General features: G+C 74.8%; 3 protein-coding genes and 1 pseudogene. 3 read left to right on the forward strand and 1 reads right to left on the reverse strand.

Annotated features, from left to right (window positions below; all coding sequences use genetic code 11):
• From ACWDZ4_RS34020 to ACWDZ4_RS34030, 3 genes are all read left to right on the forward strand, one after another.
• Window positions 1-10,767, forward strand: a 10,767-nt coding sequence (locus ACWDZ4_RS34020) for a type I polyketide synthase (RefSeq protein WP_451512254.1), incomplete at its 5' end; no start/stop codon positions are given.
• 51 nt (window positions 10,768-10,818) lie between these two features.
• Complete coding sequence (locus ACWDZ4_RS34025) at window positions 10,819-16,980, forward strand: type I polyketide synthase (RefSeq protein ID WP_451512255.1); 6,162 nt, start codon at window positions 10,819-10,821, stop codon at window positions 16,978-16,980.
• A gap of 113 nt (window positions 16,981-17,093) precedes the next feature.
• Window positions 17,094-18,278, forward strand: coding sequence for a cytochrome P450 (locus tag ACWDZ4_RS34030; RefSeq protein ID WP_450264575.1), 1,185 nt, complete (start codon window positions 17,094-17,096; stop codon window positions 18,276-18,278).
• 50 nt (window positions 18,279-18,328) lie between these two features.
• On the opposite strand, the pseudogene gvpJ reads toward ACWDZ4_RS34030, so the two are convergent.
• A pseudogene (gvpJ, locus tag ACWDZ4_RS34035) lies at window positions 18,329-18,423 on the reverse strand (gas vesicle protein GvpJ); the annotation flags it as partial.

Raw genomic sequence — 18,423 nt, forward strand, 5'->3', positions numbered from 1 at the left:
CGGTTGGCGGGGGTGTTGCGTCCGAAGGTGGACGCTGCGTGGAACCTGCACGAGCTGACCCGGGACCTCGACCTCGCCGCCTTCGTCCTCTACTCGTCCACCGCAGGCGTCATGGGCAGCCCCGGACAGGCCAACTACGCCGCGGGAAACACCTTCCTCGACGCCCTGGCCGCCCACCGCCGTGCCCTGGGTCTGCCCGGCCTGTCACTGGCCTGGGGCGCCTGGGAACAGGGCGTGGGCATGACCGCCGCGCTGGAGGACCACGACCTGCGCCGCGTCAGCAACGACTCCGGAATGCCGCTGATCGCGGTGGAACGGGGCCTCGCGCTGTTCGACGCCGCGACCACGAGCGACGAGGCCCTGATCGTCCCGCTGGCCGTCTCCGGCGGTACGATCCCGGCCGCGGCCGGCGTCCCCGCGCTCCTGCGGGGCCTCGTGCGCAGTGGCCGCCGCGCCGCCAAGGGCGGAGCCTCCGCGGTGTCCCGCGCGGGACTCGTCGAGCGGCTCGCCGCGCTGCGCGAGGAGGAGCGGCCCCGGCTGCTCACCGACCTCGTCCGCGCCGAGGCGGCGGTCGTGCTCGCGCACTCCTCGCCCGAGGCCATCGCCGTGGAACGCGAGTTCCGCCAGCTGGGCTTCGACTCGCTGACCGCCGTCGAACTGCGCAACCGGCTGGCGGGCGCCACCGGACTCACCCTGCCCGCCACCCTGATCTTCGACTACCCCACACCGGCGCGGCTCGCCGCGTACCTGCTCGACGAGCTGGCAGGCGACGACACCGCCGCGACGGCCGCCGTACGCGAATCGCGCGACCCCTCCGACGCCGCCGACGATCCCATCGCGATCGTCGGCATGAGCTGCCGCTTCCCCGGCGGCGTGGAATCGCCCGAAGGGCTCTGGGACCTGGTGTTCTCCGGCGGCGACGCCATCTCCGGCTTCCCCGAGGACCGCGGCTGGCAGGCCGACACCACCATCGGCGCGACCGAGGGCCAGGGCGGATTCCTCCGCGACGTCGCCGACTTCGACGCCGGATTCTTCGGCATCTCCCCGCGCGAGGCCGTCGCCATGGACCCGCAGCAGCGCGTCCTGCTCGAAGTCTCCTGGGAGGCCGCCGAACGCGCCGGCATCGACCCGGCCACCCTGCGCGGCAGCCGGACCGGCGTCTTCGTCGGCGTCAGCGGCCAGGACTACGCCGGCCTCGTCATGCGGGCCAAGGACGACATGGCGGGCCACGCCACCACCGGACTCGCGGTCAGCGTCGTCTCCGGCCGGCTGGCCTACGCGCTGGGCCTGGAGGGCCCGGCCATGTCGGTCGACACCGCGTGCTCGTCGTCCCTCGTCTCCCTGCACCTCGCGGCCCAGGCCCTGCGCAGCGGCGAGTGCTCGCTCGCCCTCGCGGGCGGCGTGACGGTGATGGCCACCTCCGCGAACTTCGCCGGCTTCTCCCGGATGGGCGGCCTGGCCGGCGACGGCCGGTGCAAGGCCTTCTCCGACTCCGCCGACGGCACGGGCTGGTCCGAGGGCGCGGCCGTGCTGGTCCTGGAGCGGCTGTCGGACGCACGGCGCAACGGGCACAAGGTGCTGGCGGTCGTACGCGGCAGCGCCGTCAACCAGGACGGCGCGTCGAACGGCCTGACGGCGCCCAACGGCCCCGCGCAGCAGCGCGTGATCCGTCAGGCGCTCGCCAACGCCGGACTGTCTGCGGCCGACGTCGACGCCGTGGAGGCGCACGGCACCGGAACACCGCTCGGCGACCCGATCGAGGCGCAGGCGCTGCTGGCCACCTACGGCCAGGACCGCGACCAGGAACTGCCGCTGCTGCTGGGCTCCGTGAAATCCAACATCGGCCACACCCAGGCCGCGGCGGGCGCCGCGGGTCTGGTCAAGATGGTGATGGCGCTGCGGCACGGGACGCTCCCGAGGACGTTGCACCTGACCGAGCCCTCGACGCACGTCGACTGGTCGGCGGGCGCCGTGGAGCTGCTGGCCGACAACACCGCGTGGCCGCAGACCGGACGCGCCCGCCGGGCCGGCGTCTCGTCCTTCGGTATCAGCGGAACGAACGCGCACGTTGTCCTGGAACAGGCGGACCCCGAGCCGGACACCGACGCCCCGGCGGCCCCCGAAGCCGCCCCTGACGCCGTGCCGTGGCTCGTATCGGCCAAGAGCGAGGCGGCGCTGGACGGACAGATCGGCCGGCTGCGGGACTTCGCGCGGGAGCACTCCCAGCGGTCCGCGGTCGACGTCGGCCACTCGCTGGCGACCGGCCGCTCCCTCTTCGAGCACCGAGCGGTGCTGCTGGCGACCGGAGAAGGCATCCCGGAGATCGCCCGCGGCCTGGCCACCGAACAGACGACGGCGGTGCTGTTCTCGGGCCAGGGTTCGCAGCGGCTGGGGATGGGCCGGGAGCTGTACGGCCGCTTCCCGGTGTTCGCCGAGGCGCTGGACTCCGTACTCGACCTGCTGGAAGGCGAGACGGGCCGCCCGCTGAGGGTGGTGATGTGGGGCGACGACACCGATCTGCTCAACGAGACGGGCTTCACCCAGCCCGCGCTGTTCGCAATCGAGGTGGCGCTGTTCCGGCTGGTCGAGTCGTGGGGTGTGACCCCGGACTTCGTGGCCGGGCACTCCATCGGTGAGATCGCCGCCGCGCACGTGGCCGGAGTGTTCTCGCTGGAGGACGCCTGCACGCTGGTGGCCGCGCGGGCGCGCCTGATGCAGGCACTGCCGGCCGGCGGCGCGATGGTCGCGGTCCGGGCGACGGAGGACGAGGTCCTGCCGCTGCTGGCCGGCGGGGTGTCCGTCGCCGCGGTCAACGGCCCCTCGTCGGTGGTGATCTCCGGTCACGAGGACGAGGTCATGGAGGTCGCGGCGCGACTGGAGGAGGACGGCCGCAAGGCCACCTGGCTGCGGGTCTCGCACGCCTTCCACTCGCCGCTGATGGACCCGGTGCTGGAGGAGTTCCGCACGGTCGCGGAGAGCCTGTCGTACACCGAGCCCACCATCCCCGTGGTGTCGAACCTGACCGGGGACGTGGCAGCCGCCGGCGAACTGTGCTCGGCCGCGTACTGGGTACGTCACGTCCGCGAGGCCGTGCGCTTCGCCGACGGCGTCCGCACACTCGCCGACCGGGGCGTGACCACGTTCCTGGAACTGGGCCCCGACGGCGTGCTCTCCGCGATGACCCGCGAGTCCGTGCCCGCCACCGCCGTGGTGATCCCGGCGCTGCGCAAGGACCGCGGCGAGGAAACCGCACTGGTCACCGCGCTGGCGCAGCTCCACGTCGCGGGCGGCGCCATCGACTGGGCCGGGCTCTTCGCAGGCACCGGCGCCCGGCAGACCGACCTGCCGACCTACGCCTTCCAGCGCGAGCGGTTCTGGCCCGAGCTCGTCGCGGCGGCCCCCGCCGACGGCACGGACCCGGTCGACGCGGAGTTCTGGGCGGCGGTGGAGCGGGAGGACCTGGAGTCCCTCGCGGCCGGGCTCGACGTGGACGGCGCCTCACTCGGCGCCGTACTGCCCGCCCTGTCGTCGTGGCGCACGCGCCACAAGGCCCGCTCCGCCGTGGACGCGTGGCGCTACCGGCAGAGCTGGAAGCCGCTGACGGTCGGCGGCGCCGGACCCCTGCCGGGGACCTGGCTGGTCCTGACCCCCGAGACCGCGATCGCCGACGCGTGGGTGACCTCGCTCATCAGCGCGCTCGGCCCGGCCGCCGTACGCGTGGACGCCGCCGCGACCGGTCTCGTCGAGCGGCTCACCGAGGCCGCCGCGGACGCCCCGGACAAGATCACCGGAGTGGTGTCGCTGCTCGCCCTCGACGAGTCGGCCGGCCCCTCCGGCGTACCGGCGGGCCTGATCGCCACCGCCGCCCTCACCCGGGCACTCGGTGACGCGGGCATCACGGCCCCCCTGTGGGCCGTCACCCGCGGCGCCGTCTCCACCGTCCGCTCCGAGCCGCTCACCGGCCCGGCGCAGGCCGCGGTCTGGGGCCTCGGCCGCGTCGCGGCCCTCGAACAGCCCCAGCGCTGGGGCGGACTGGTCGACCTGCCCGAAGAACTCGACGAGCGGACGGTACGCCGCTTCCTCGCCGTACTGACCGGCCAGGACGGCGAGGACCAGGTCGCGGTCCGCGCCTCGGGCGTGTTCGGCCGCAGGATGGTCGCCGCGCCCACCCCGCAGGGTGAGGGCGCGGACCACGCCGAAGAGCGGTGGCGGCCCTCCGGCACGGTGCTCGTCACCGGTGGCACGGGCGCACTCGGCGCCCATGTCGCGCGGCGGCTGGCGAGCGAGGGCGTACCGCATCTCGTGCTGCTGAGCCGTCGCGGCCCGGACGCGCCCGGCGCCGGGGAACTGCGCGACGAACTGACCGCCCTCGGCGCCCGGGTCACCCTCACCGCCGGTGACGCGGCCGACCGCGACGACCTGACCGGGGTGCTGGCGGCCGTCCCCGATGACCACCCGCTGACCGGTGTGGTGCACACGGCGGGCGTACTGGACGACGGGGTGCTGGCCGGCCTGACGGACGAGCGGTTCGACACGGTGTTCCGCTCCAAGGTCGCCTCCGCCCTGCTGCTCGACGAACTGACCCGCGATCTCGACCTGTCGGTGTTCGCCCTGTTCTCCTCCGTGGCGGGCTCCGTCGGCAACCCCGGCCAGGCCAACTACGCGGCGGCCAACGCCGTCCTCGACGCCCTGGCCGAGCGGCGTCGCACCCTCGGCCTGCCCGCGGCCTCGATCGCCTGGGGCGCCTGGGGCGGCGGCGGCATGGCGGGCCAGGCGGCCCGCCCCGGCCACGCCACCCCCGCGGAGGGCCCCGGCGCGCTCGACCCCGAGCTGGCCGTCTCGGCTCTGCTGCGCGTCGTCGTGGAACCCGAGCCGACCGTCGTCATCGCCGACCTGCAACAACCGCAGCTGCTGAACGCCCTGCTCAGCCTGCGCCCCAGCCCGCTGCTCGCCGACCTGCCCGAGGCGCGCAAGGCGCTGACGGCGGTGCACGAGGCGCGCCGCGAGGGCGCGACGGCCGCCTCCGGGCTGCGCGAGCAGCTGCGCGAGGCCACCGGGGCCAAGCGGGCCGCCGTACTGCTCGACATCGTCCGCACCCAGGCCGCCGCGGTACTCGGCCACACCGGAGCCGAAGCGATCAAGGGCGACAAGGCCTTCCGCGACCTCGGCTTCGACTCGCTGACCGCCGTCGAACTGAGCAACCGGCTCGCCCGGACGACCGGCCTGGCGCTCCCCGCCGGCCTGGTGTTCGACTACCCGACGGCGCACGCGCTGACCGCCCACCTCGTCGCCGAACTGCTCGGCGACGACAGCGACCCGGTGTCCGCCACGACCGACGCCGCCCCCACCGCCGTCACCGACGACCCGGTCGTGGTCGTCGGCATGGCCTGCCGCTTCCCCGGCGGGGTGCAGTCGCCCGAGGACCTGTGGCAGCTGCTCACCGAGGGCCGCGACGGGATCGCCGAGTTCCCCACCGACCGCGGCTGGAACCTCGACGTCCTCGCGGGCGCCGGCCAGGGCCGCAGCGCCACACGCGAGGGCGGATTCCTCTACGGGGCCGCCGACTTCGACCCCGGCTTCTTCGACATCTCCCCGCGTGAGGCCCTCGCCATGGACCCCCAGCAGCGGCTGCTGCTGGAGACCGCCTGGGAGGCGTTGGAGCGGACCGGGACCGACCCCGCAGCGCTGCGCGGCAGCCGGACGGGAGTGTTCGTCGGCACCAACGGCCAGGACTACGCCAACCTGATCCTCCAGGCGAACGAGGACGTGGAGGGCCACGCCGGGACCGGTCTGGCCGCCAGCGTCATCTCCGGCAGGCTCTCCTACGCCTTCGGATTCGAGGGCCCCGCCGTCACCGTGGACACCGCCTGCTCCTCCTCGCTGGTCGCGCTGCACTGGGCCGCCCAGGCGCTGCGCGCCGACGAGTGCTCCATGGCGCTGGTCGGCGGCGTCACCGTGATGTCGACCGCGACGAGCTTCGCCGGGTTCACCCGGCAGGGCGGACTCGCCCCGGACGGGCGCTGCAAGGCGTTCTCCGACTCGGCCGACGGCACCGGATGGTCGGAGGGCGTCGGTGTGATCGTCGTCGAGCGGATGTCCGACGCCCGGCGCAACGGCCACGAGATCCTGGCCGTCCTGAGGGGCTCCGCCGTCAACCAGGACGGCGCGTCGAACGGACTCACCGCCCCCAACGGCCCCTCCCAGCAGCGGGTGATCCGCCAGGCCCTGGCCGCAGGCGGCCTCACCCCGGCCGACGTGGACGCCGTCGAGGCCCACGGCACCGGCACCACGCTGGGCGACCCCATCGAGGCCGGAGCCCTCCTCGCCACCTACGGGCGCGGCCGGGACGCCGAGCGGCCCCTGCTGCTCGGGTCCGTGAAGTCCAACCTCGGACACACGCAGGCCGCCGCCGGTGTCGCCGGCGTACTGAAGACAGTGCTGGCGCTGCGGCACGGCACACTGCCCCGGACGCTGCACGTCAGTGAGCCCTCGACCCGGGTCGACTGGGCCTCGGGCGCCGTCGAGCTGCTGACCGAGCCGCGCGAGTGGCCGCAGACCGGGCGCGCGCGCCGGGCCGGTGTGTCGTCCTTCGGCATCAGCGGCACCAACGCGCACGTCATCCTGGAGCAGGCCCCGCCCGCCGAACCGGCGGCGGCCCCGCCCGCTCCCGAGGCCGAGCCCACGGTCGTCCCCTGGCTCGTGGCGGCCAAGAGCGAAGAGGCGCTCGACGCACAGCTGGAGCGGCTGCGGTCCTTCGTGGCAGCCCGCCCCGAACTGTCCCCGGCCGACATCGGACTGTCGCTGCTCGAGGGCCGGTCGGCCTTCGAGCACCGGGCCGTGCTGCTGGCCCCGGCCACCGGCGCGGACGCGTCCGCGCCGGTCGTGGCCAGGGGAGTGGCCGTGGAACGCCCCACAGCCGTCCTCTTCTCCGGCCAGGGCAGCCAGCGGCTGGGCATGGGCCGCGAACTGTACGCACGCTTCCCGGTGTTCGCCGACGCCCTCGACTCCGCCCTGGCCCACCTGGACGCGGAGTCGGCCCGCCCGCTGCGCGAGGTGATCTGGGGCGACGACGCCAAACTGCTCGACCGCACCGCGTACACCCAGCCCGCGCTGTTCGCGGTCGAGGTGGCGCTGTTCCGGCTCGTCGAGTCGTGGGGGGTGACCCCGGACTTCGTGGCCGGGCACTCCATCGGTGAGATCACCGCCGCGCACGTGGCCGGAGTGTTCTCGCTGGAGGACGCGGCCCGCCTGGTCGCCGCCCGCGCCCGGCTGATGGACGCGCTGCCCGAGGACGGCGCCATGGTCGCCGTCGAGGCGACCGAGGACGAGGTCGCGCCGCTGCTCTGCGGCCGGGTCGCGATCGCCGCCGTCAACGGCCCCACAGCCGTGGTGATCTCCGGCGACGAGGACCGGGTGCTGAAGGCCGCCGAGCGGCTGACGGCCCAGGGACGCAGGACGAGCCGGCTCCCGGTGAGCCACGCGTTCCACTCGCCCCTGATGGACCCGATGCTGGCAGAGTTCCGGGCGGTCGCCGAGACGCTCACCTACCACCCGCCGCGCATCGCGCTCGTGTCGAACCTGACCGGCGCGCCGGTCACGGACGGCCGACTGGGCACCGCCGACTACTGGGTACGGCACGTCCGCGAGGCGGTCCGCTTCGCGGACGGCGTCCGTGCCCTCACCGGCGAGGGCGTCGGCACCTTCCTGGAGCTGGGCCCCGACGGAGTGCTGTCCGCCCTGGTCCGCGCCTGCGCTCCCGACGAGAGCGTGGTGGTGCCCGTCCTGCGCAAGGACAGGCCCGAGGAGGCGACCGCCCTCACCGCACTGGCCCAGCTCCACACCCACGGCGTCGCCGCCGACTGGGCCGGGGTCTTCTCCGGCACCGGCGCACGGCGGACCGAACTGCCGACCTACGCGTTCCAGCGCGAGCGCTACTGGCCCAGGGCGTCGGTGGCCGCGCGGGGTGACGCCTCCGGCCTCGGCCTGGTGTCCGCCGGACACCCGCTGCTGGGCGCCGCGACGACGGTGGCCGGCTCCGACGACGTGGTCCTCACCGGCCGGCTGTCGCTCTCGGCGCTGCCCTGGCTGGCGGCCCACCGGATCGCGGAAGGCCACGTGCCGCTGCCCGCGGCGGCCCTCGCCGAACTGGCCGTACGCGCCGGTGACGAGGCCGGCTGCGCGCTGGTCGAGGAACTGACCGTGCACAGCGGGCTGTTCGTACCGGACGAGGGCGCGGTGCACCTCCAGGTGCGGGTGGGCGCCGCCGACGAGACGGGCCGCCGTCCCCTGGACGTGCACGCCCGCCCCGAGTCCACCGAGGACCTGCCCTGGACCCGCCACGCCACCGGAGTGCTGAGCGCCGGTGACCCGGCGGGGACGTCCGGCACGCCGTTCGACACCACCGTCTGGCCGCCCGCGGGCGCCGAAGCCGTCCCGTTCAGCCACGACGACGCCGACGAGCGGACCGAGACCGGGGCCGCCTGGCGGCTGGGCGGCACGGTGTACGCGGAGGTCTCGCTCACCGAACAGGCAAGCGGCGACGGGACGTTCACGATGCACCCGACGCTGCTGGACACCGCTGTCCGCGCGACCGCATTGCTGGACGCCGACGCACGGGCCGGGGGAGTCGAAGCCGTCGCCTGGCACGGACTGACCCTGCACGCGGGCGCCGCCACGGCGCTGCGGGTCCGGCTGACCGCCACCGGCGAGGACACCGTGTCACTGACGGCCGTCGACGTGCAGGGCGCACCGGTGCTCTCCGCACGCCTGACCGTCCGCCCGGTCGCCGCCGCACCGACGGCCGCACCGGTCACGGAGCCCGCCCCGCTGCTCGGCGTCGTGTGGGAGGCACCGGCCGCACGGCCGGCGCCCGCCTCCCCGGCCGCCCTGCGCTGGGCGGTCGTCGGCGCGGACCCGGCGGGCCTGACGGCCGCGCTGGACCCGGTGGACGGGGCGTCCGCCGCACGCGCCGGATCACTGGCCGCGCTGCTGGAGGCCGAAGGGCCGTTCCCCGAGGTCGTACTGGCCCCCCTCACCGGGGACCAGAGCGACGCCGGGAGCGTCCCGGACGCGCTGCGGACCACGACCGTCGCCGCCCTCGACCTGCTGCGCGCCTGGTCCGCCGACCCCCGGACCGACGCGGCGCGGCTGGTGTTCGTCACCCGGGGCGCAGTCGCCGTCGGCACCGAGCACCTGCGGGACGTGACCGCCGCCCCCGTGTGGGGACTCGTGCGCTCCGCCCAGCTGGAGGAGCCCGACAGCTTCTTCCTGCTCGACCTCGACGACCCCGACGCGCTCACCGCGGCCCTCACCGCCCTGCCGGGCCTGCTGGACGCCGGCGAGTCCCAGGCCGCGGTGCGCGACGGCGTCGCACGGGTGGCCCGCCTGTCCCGGCTGCCCGGCGGCGCCGCCCCGGCCCCGGACGGGATCGGCTCCTGGGACCGCGACGGCACCGTACTGATCACCGGCGGCACCGGCGGCCTCGGCAGCGCGCTCGCCAGGCACCTGGTGACCGCGCACGGCATCAAGCACCTGCTGCTGGCCGGCCGGCGCGGCCCCGACGCACCCGGCGCGCGGGAACTGCGGGCCGAACTGACCGGCCTGGGCGCCGAGGTGACCGTCGCGGCCTGCGACGTCGGCGACCGTACGGCGCTCTACGCACTGCTGTCCGGCCTGCCGGCCGAACACCCGCTCACCGCGGTGGTGCACACCGCCGGCGTGCTGGGCGACGCCACGATCGGCTCGCTCACCCCCGACCTGGTGGACCGGATCCTGCGCCCCAAGGCGGACGCGGCCTGGTGGCTGCACGAGGTGACACTGAGCCTCGGCCACGAGCCGGCCGCGTTCGTCCTGTACTCCTCGGTCGCCGGGGTCACCGGGGGACCGGGCCAGGGCAACTACGCTGCCGCCAACGCGTTCCTGGACGCGCTGGCCGCGCACCGCGCCGCGCTCGGCCTGCCCGCCGCCTCACTGGCCTGGGGCCCCTGGGTGCAGGACAGCGGCATGACCAGCACGCTGAGCGAAACCGACCTGCGGCGGATGTCCCGCTCGGAGCACGCCGCGCTCTCGGCCGAGCAGGGCCTCGCCCTGTTCGACGCGGCCATGGCACGCGACGAGGCACTGGTCGTCCCGGTGCGGATGGCCGCCGGAGCGGCGCGGCCGGCCCAGGTCCCCGCGATCCTGCGCGGACTGATGACCACGGGCCGCCGCACGGCCGCGCCCCACGTCCGCGCCACCCCCCTGGCCGATCGTCTGAACGCACTGGACGAGCAGGACCGGGAGACGGCGCTGGTCGAGCTGGTACGGGCCGACACCGCCGCCGTGCTGGGACACCCCTCCCCGGACGCCGTCCCGGCCGACCGGGACTTCAGCCGGCTGGGCTTCGACTCGCTGATGGCGGTGGAGCTGCGCACCAGGCTGGCCGCGTCCACCGGCGTACGGCTCCCCTCCACCCTCGTGTTCGACCACCCCACGCCGCTCGCCGTCGCCCGGCACCTCGCCTCGGCCCTGTTCGGCGCGGACACCCCCGGCGAGGACGCCTCGCCGCTGACCGCGCTCGACCGGCTGGAGGCGGCGCTCACCGAGGGCGAGATCGACGAGGTCACCAGGACCGGAGTCGCCGGGAGGCTGCGCCGCCTGCTCGCGAGGTGGGACGAGTCCGCCCCCGAGACCGGCGGGGCCGTCGTCACCGAACGGATCGAGGCCGCCAGCGCCGACGAGATCCTCGCCTTCATCGACAACGAACTCGGCCGGTCAACGGACTCCTGACAGGGGGCCCACTCCCCGCGCATGCCAACATCTGAGGAAGGTTCACGGACGATGCCGGACGAAAAGAAACTCGTCGAATACCTGAAGTGGGTCACGACGGATCTGCACCAGACCCGCCAGCGGCTCCAGGAAGCCGAATCCGGCCGCCACGAACCGGTGGCGATCGTCGGAATGGGGTGCAGGTTCCCCGGCGGGGTCCGGTCCCCCGAGGACTTCTGGGAGCTGCTCTCCTCCGGCCGGAGCGCGATCTCCGGGTTCCCGGACGACCGGGGCTGGGACCTGGACGCCCTCGCCGGCGACGGCGAGGGGCGCAGCGCCACCCAGGAGGGCGGCTTCCTGCACGAGGCGTCGCGCTTCGACCCCGACTTCTTCGGGATATCCCCGCGCGAGGCCCTCGCCATGGACCCGCAGCAGCGGCTGCTCCTGGAGGTGTCCTGGGAGGCCATCGAGCGTTCGGGCGTCGACCCGGGCACGCTGCGCGGCAGCAGGACCGGCGTCTTCGTCGGGACCAACTCCCAGGACTACGCCCACCTGGTGCTCGCCTCGCGCGACGACATGGGCGGCTACGCGGGCAACGGACTGGCGGCCAGCGTCATGTCGGGCCGGCTGTCCTTCGTCCTGGGCCTGGAGGGCCCGGCGGTCACCCTCGACACGGCCTGCTCGTCCTCGCTGGTGACCCTGCACCTCGCCGCGCAGGCCGTCCGCAACGGCGAATGCTCGCTGGCGCTGGCCGGCGGCGTCACCGTGATGGCGACCTCCTCCAGCTTCGTCGGATTCAGTGTCCAGGGCGGGCTTGCCGCCGACGGACGCTGCAAGGCCTTCTCCGACTCGGCGGACGGCACCGCCTGGTCCGAGGGCGCGGGCATGCTGCTCGTCGAGCGGCTGTCCGACGCCCGGCGCAACGGACACCCGGTCCTGGCGGTGCTGCGCGGCAGCGCGGTCAACCAGGACGGCGCGTCCAACGGCCTGAGCGCCCCCAACGGGCCCTCCCAGCAGCGCGTCATCCGCCAGGCCCTGGCCGGCGCGGGCCTCTCCCCGGCCGATGTCGACGCCGTCGAGGCGCACGGCACGGGCACCACCCTGGGCGACCCCATCGAGGCGGGCGCCCTGCTGGCCACCTACGGCCAGGACCGCGAGGAGCAGCGCCCGCTGTGGCTCGGCACGGTCAAGTCCAACATCGGCCACACCCAGGCGGCCGCGGGCGTCGCGGGCGTGATGAAAATGGTGCTCGCGCTGCGCGAAGGGGTGCTGCCCCAGACCCTGCACGTGGACGCGCCGTCCTCGCACGTCGACTGGTCGGCCGGTGACGTACGGCTGCTGACCGAGCCGGTCCCGTGGCCGCAGGGCGAGCGGGTGCGCCGCGCGGGAGTGTCGTCGTTCGGCATCAGCGGCACCAACGCGCATGTGCTGCTGGAGCAGGCCCCGCCCGCCGAGGACGCCGACGAGCCCGCCCCGGCGCCGGAACTCACGCCCAGGACTGTGCCCTGGCCCGTGTCGGGCCGCGGCGAGGCCGCGCTCGACGCCCAGCTGGAGCAGGTCCGCGCGCTGGCCGAGGTACCGGGCCACGACCCGCTCGGCATCGGCTTCTCCCTCGCCACCACCCGCTCCGCGTTCGAGCACCGCGCCGTGCTCCTGGCCTCCGCGAACGAGGACGGCGCACTGGTCGAGGCGGCGCGCGGGGTGTCCGGCAAGGGCGCCGTGGCCGTGCTGTTCTCCGGCCAGGGCTCCCAGCGCATCGGCATGGGCCGCGAACTGCACGCGCGCTTCCCCGTCTTCGCCGAGGCCCTGGACGACGTACTGGAGCTCCTGGACAAGGAGCTGGACCGTCCGCTGCGCGAGGTGATGTGGGGTACGGACCCGGACGCGCTGAACGACACCGGATTCGCCCAGCCCGCCCTGTTCGCCGTCGAGTTCGCGCTGTACAGGCTGGTCCGCTCCTGGGGCGTCAAGCCGGACTTCCTGGCCGGGCACTCCGTCGGCGAAATCACGGCCGCGCACGTGGCCGGGGTGTTCTCGCTGGAGGACGCCTGCCGGCTGGTCGCCGCGCGGGCCCGCTTGATGCGCGAGCTGCCCGTCGGCGGCGCGATGGCCGCCGTACGTGCCACCGAGGACGAGGTCCTGCCGTTGCTGACCGACGGGGTGTCCGTCGCCGCGGTCAACGGCCCGGACGCCGTCGTCGTCTCCGGCGACGAGGCCGCGGTGCTCGCCCTCGCGGACCGGCTGGCGTCGCAGGGGCGCAAGACCACCCGGCTCGCGGTCAGCCACGCCTTCCACTCGCCGCTCATGGAGCCCATGCTCGACGCGTTCCGCGCCGTGGCCGAGACCCTGACGTACGGTGAGCCGTCCGTCCCCGTGGTGTCCAACCTCACCGGGGAAGTGGCCGCCGCCGGTGCGCTGACCGACGCCGGCTACTGGGTGCGCCACGTCCGCGAGGCCGTACGGTTCGGCGACGGGGTGCGGACCCTGGCCGACCGCGGCGTGCGCACGTTCCTGGAACTGGGCCCGGACGCGGTGCTCTCCGCCCTCGTACCGGAGTCCGTCCAGGACCCGGCCGTGGCGGCGCTGCCCGTCCTGCGCAAGGACGTCTCCGAGGAGACCTCGGCCGTTACCGCCCTCGCCGGACTGTTCACGCGCGGAGTCGCCGTCGACTGGGCCGCGCTGTTCGCCGGCACGGGCGCGCGCCCCGTCGAGCTTCCGACGTACGCGTTCCAGCGCCGCCGGTACTGGCCCACCGTCCGCGCCGCCACCGGTGACGCCTCGGGCCTCGGTCTGATCGCCGCCGGGCACCCGCTGCTCGGCGCCGCGGTCACGATCGCCGACTCCGACGAGATCCTGCTCACCGGCAGACTGTCCGCGCAGTCCCACCCGTGGCTCGCCGACCACCGGGTCGACGGCCGGATCGTCCTGCCGGGCACGGCCCTCGCGGAACTCGCCGTACGCGCCGGAGACCAGGCAGGCCAGGACCGCGTCGAGGAACTGACCCTGCTCGCCCCCCTCGCGCCGCCCGAGCGCGCCGGCCTCGCCGTGCAGGTGCGGGTGGGATCGCCGGACGAGGCGGGCCGCCGCACGCTGACCGTGCACTCGCGTCCCGCCGAAGGGGACACCGGGCCCTGGACGGCCCACGCCCGAGGCGTGCTGGCGACCGGCGAACCGGCCGGTGAGCCCGGCGGACTCGACACCGCCGACTGGCCGCCGAGCGGTGCCGAACCGGTCGACGTCGACACCCTCTACGAGCGCCTGTCCGGCGCCGGACTGGACTACGGGCCCGCTTTCCGTGGGCTGTCGGGCGTCTGGCGGCGCGAGGGCGAGATCTTCGCCGAGGTGACACTGCCCATGTCCGCCGAGGACGCCGACGCGTACGGGATCCACCCCGCGCTGCTGGACGCCGCGATCCGCGCGGCGGGCTGCCTGGACGCCGACGGCCTCGCGGCCCCGGTCGTCCCCGTGTCCTGGAACGGACTGACCCTGCACGCCACGGCGGCCTCCGCCCTGCGCGTGCGGATCACCGCGACCGGCCCCGGCGAGGTGGCACTGACCGCGGCCGACGCGACGGGCGCCCCGGTGCTCTCCGTCGACACGCTGACCCTGGGCGCGCCCGGCGGACAGCGCCCGGCGGCCACGCCCGCGGCGGGCGGCATCGAGAAGGGCGCGTTCCTCGCGCTCGACTGGGTGCCCGTCGCCACACCGGAGGCCGCCACCGGCACCCGCTGGGCGGTCGTCGGCGACGACGAACTCGACCTGGGCTACGCGATGCACCGCGCCGACGAGACCGTCAGTGCCTACGCCGAGTCCCTGACCGGCGCGGTCGGCGACAGCGGTGTCGCCCCGGACGTCTTCCTGGTGCCCGTGGTGGGCGACCCGCGGGTCCCCGGACCCGAGTCGGTACATGCCCTCACCTCCCGCGTCCTGGGCCTGCTCCAGGAGTGGCTGGACGAGCCGCGACTGGCCGGCGCGCGGCTGGTGTTCGTCACCCGCGGCGCCGTCGCCCTCGACGGCGAGGAGATCCGGGACGTGGCCGCCGCCGCGGTCTGGGGCCTCGTACGGTCGGCGCAGACGGAGAACCCCGGCAGCTTCCTGCTGGTCGACATGGACGACGCCTTCCTGTCGGTGGGCGTCCTGCCCGGACTGCTCACCCTCGACGAGCAGCAGCTGGTGGTGCGCGACCACTCGATCAGGGCCGGCCGCCTCATCCGGCTGCCCGACACCGAGGAGACCCCCGAGACCCGGGGTGCGGCACGCGCCTGGGACCCCGAGGGCACCGTACTGATCACCGGCGGAACCGGCGGCCTCGGCGGCGAACTGGCCCGTCACCTGGCCGCCGGGCGCGGCGTACGCCGCCTCCTGCTGGCCAGCAGGAGCGGACCGCAGGCTCCCGGCGCGAGCGAGCTGGTCGCCTCCCTGGCCGAGCTGGGCGCCGAGGCCACCGTGGTCTCCTGCGACCTGGCGGACCGGGCCGCGGTGACCGCGCTGCTGGCCGGGGTGGACGCGGCGCATCCGCTGACCGCCGTCGTCCACACCGCCGGTGTGCTCGGTGACGCGATGACCGGCTCGCTCACCCCGGAGCTGATGGAGCGCGTCCTGCGGCCGAAGGTGGACGCGGCCTGGCATCTCCACGAGGCCACCCATGAGCTGGATCTCGCCGGGTTCGTTCTGTACTCCTCGGTCTCCGGCGTGCTGGGCGGCCCCGGACAGGGCAACTACGCAGCGGCCAACGCCTACCTGGACGCGCTCGCCCAGCACCGCAGGGACCAGGGCCTGCCCGCGGTCTCCCTGGCCTGGGGCCCCTGGGGCCGGGGCAGCGGCATGACCAGTCATGTCAGCGCCACCGACCTCGAGCGCATGGCCCGGGGCGGCATGCCGCCGCTGGCCATCGACCAGGGCCTCGCGCTCTTCGACGCCGCGCTCGTCCGCGACCGCGCCACGGTGGTGCCCACCCGGATCAACGTCACCGGACTGCGCGAGCAGCAGGCCCTGCCGGCGCTGTGGCGGGAGCTGGTCCCGCGCGCCCGCCGCTCCGCCGCCGCGGCCGACCGCTCGCCGGTCACCCTGCGCGAACGGCTGCGCCACCTCAAGCCCGCCGAGCAGGAGAGCCTGCTCGTCGAACTGGTCGTGGGGTACTCCGCCGCGCTGCTCGGGCACCCCGACCCCAGCGGTGTGGACCCCGAACGCGGCTTCCTGGAGCTGGGGTTCGACTCACTGGTCTCCGTCGGACTGCGCAACCAGCTCGGCGAGGCGCTGGGCCTGCGGCTGCCGAGCTCGGTGGTGTTCGACCACGCGACCCCGGTGAAGCTCGCCCGGATGCTCCACGGCGAACTGGCCGGTCAGCTCGTCCCCGGCTTCCCCGGCGGCTCCGCGCCCGCCGCCGCGAGCCGGCCGCAGAACACGGACGAGACGCTGGAGGGGCTGTTCTACGCGGCGGTCAAGGCCGGGAAGATGGTGGAGGGCATGCGCATGCTCAAGGCCGTCGCCAACACCCGGCCGACCTTCGAGACCCCCGCCGACCTGGAGGAGCTCTCCCTCCCGGTCGTCCTCGCGGACGGCCCGGCCAACCCCCGGCTGGTCTTCGTCAGCGCCCCCGGCGCCACCGGTGGCGTGCACCAGTACGCGCGCATCGCGGCGCACTTCCGCGGCAAGCGGCACGTCTCGGCGCTGCCGCTCATGGGCTTCGCCCCCGGCGAGCTGCTGCCGGCCACCAGCGAGGCCGCGGCCCGCATCGTGGCGGAGAGCGCCCTGCACGCCAGCGACGGCGAGCCCTTCGTCCTGGTGGGGCACTCGACGGGCGGCTCGCTCGCCTATCTGGCCGCCGGCGTGCTGGAGGCGACCTGGGGCATCAAGCCCGAGGCGGTCGTCCTGCTGGACACCGCGAGCATCCGCTACCAGCCGGGCGAGGGGAAGGACCTCGACCGGACCACCCGGTACTACCTGGCCGACATCGACTCGCCGTCGGTGACGCTGAACAGCGCCAGGCTCTCCGCGATGGCGCACTGGTTCATGGCGATGACCGACATCGAGACGGTGCCCACCACCGCGCCGACGATGCTCGTGCGGTGCACGCAGTCGCTGGACGGCTTCCTGTTCGACACCGCGGGCGTGCCCGCGGACGACATCCGTGAGATCGACGCCGACCACCTGTCCCTCGCCAAGGAGCACTCCGCGCTGACGGCGCGGACCATCGAGGAGTGGCTCGGCGGCCTGCCCGCCACCGAGGCGTGACCAGTCCGGGGGGCGGGCGGCGGGACACCCCGCCGCCCGCCCCCCGGCGCACCCGCCCGCGCGGCCGGGACCGACGAGCACACCCGCACCACCGTCCAGAGGAGAACCCCCCCATGACCACGTCCCAGGAGCTGCCGTCCCTCAAGGGAGTGCCGCCCACCGTCCTGCGGCTGAGCCCGCTGCTGCGCGAGCTCCAGACCAGCGGCTCCGTCTGCCGGGTGCGCACCCCCGCCGGTGACGAGGGATGGCTGGTGACACGCCACGCCGAGCTCAAGGAGCTGCTCCGCGACGAGCGGCTGGCCCGCGCGCACCCCGACCCGGCGAACGCCCCGCGCTACGTCCACAACCCGTTCCTGGACATGCTCGTCAGCGACGACGCCGAAGTGGCGCACAAGCTGCACAGCGAGACCCGCGCCATGCTCACCCCGAACTTCTCCGCCCGGCGCGTGCTCAACATGATGCCGAAGGTCGAGGCCATCGCCGAAGCCGTGCTGGAGAGCTTCATCGCGCAAGGCCCCCCGGCGGACCTGCACGGCGGCTTCTCGATGCCGTTCTCGCTGGCCGTCCTCGGCGAGCTCATCGGTGTGCCCGCCGAGGACCGCGAGCTGCTCGTCACCCTGCTCTCGCAGATGGGCGGACTGGACGACCCGGACACCGTCCAGGACGGACAGCAGGACCTCTTCGGCTATCTGGTGGAACTCGCGGGCCGCAAGCGGGCCGACCCCGGCGACGACGTGATCTCACGGCTGTGCGTGAAGGAGCCCTCGGACGCGCGCATCGGGCCCATCGCGGCCGGGGTGCTGTTCGCCGGACTGGAGGCCGTCGCCAGCCACATCGACCTCGGTGTGGTGTTGTTCGGCCTTCACCCCGAGCAGCTCGCCGCGGCCATGGCGGACCCGAAGGCGATGGCGGGCGCCGTGGAGGAGATCCTGCGGTCGGCGAAGGCCGGCGGCTCGGTCCTGCCGCGCTACGCCACCGAGGACGTCGAGATCGGCGGCGTCACCATCCGCTTCGGGGAGCTGGTGCTGCTCGACTTCACCCTCTCCAACTTCGACACCCAGGTCTTCGACGACCCCGAGGTGTTCGACATCACCCGCTCGCCCAACACCCACCTGACGTTCGGTCACGGGATGTGGCACTGCATCGGCGCCCCGCTCGCGCGCATGCAGCTCCAGACGGCGTACACCCTGCTCTTCACCCGGCTGCCCGGACTGCGCCTCGCACGTCCCATCGAGGAGCTCCAGGTGCTGGGCGGGAGGCTCTCGGCCGGGCTCACCGAGGTACCGGTCACCTGGTAGCGCCGGCCGCCGCGCCGCAACGGGCTGTGCCCCCCACCACCGGTGGGGGGGACGCGCACCAGATCGACGTCGGCGATGCGAAGGGTCAGGTCGCCCGCGATCACGACCCCGCCCGCCAGCAGCCGGTCCAGCAGGTCGACGAGAG

It is taken from the genome of Streptomyces sp. NPDC003016 (assembly GCF_053591455.1).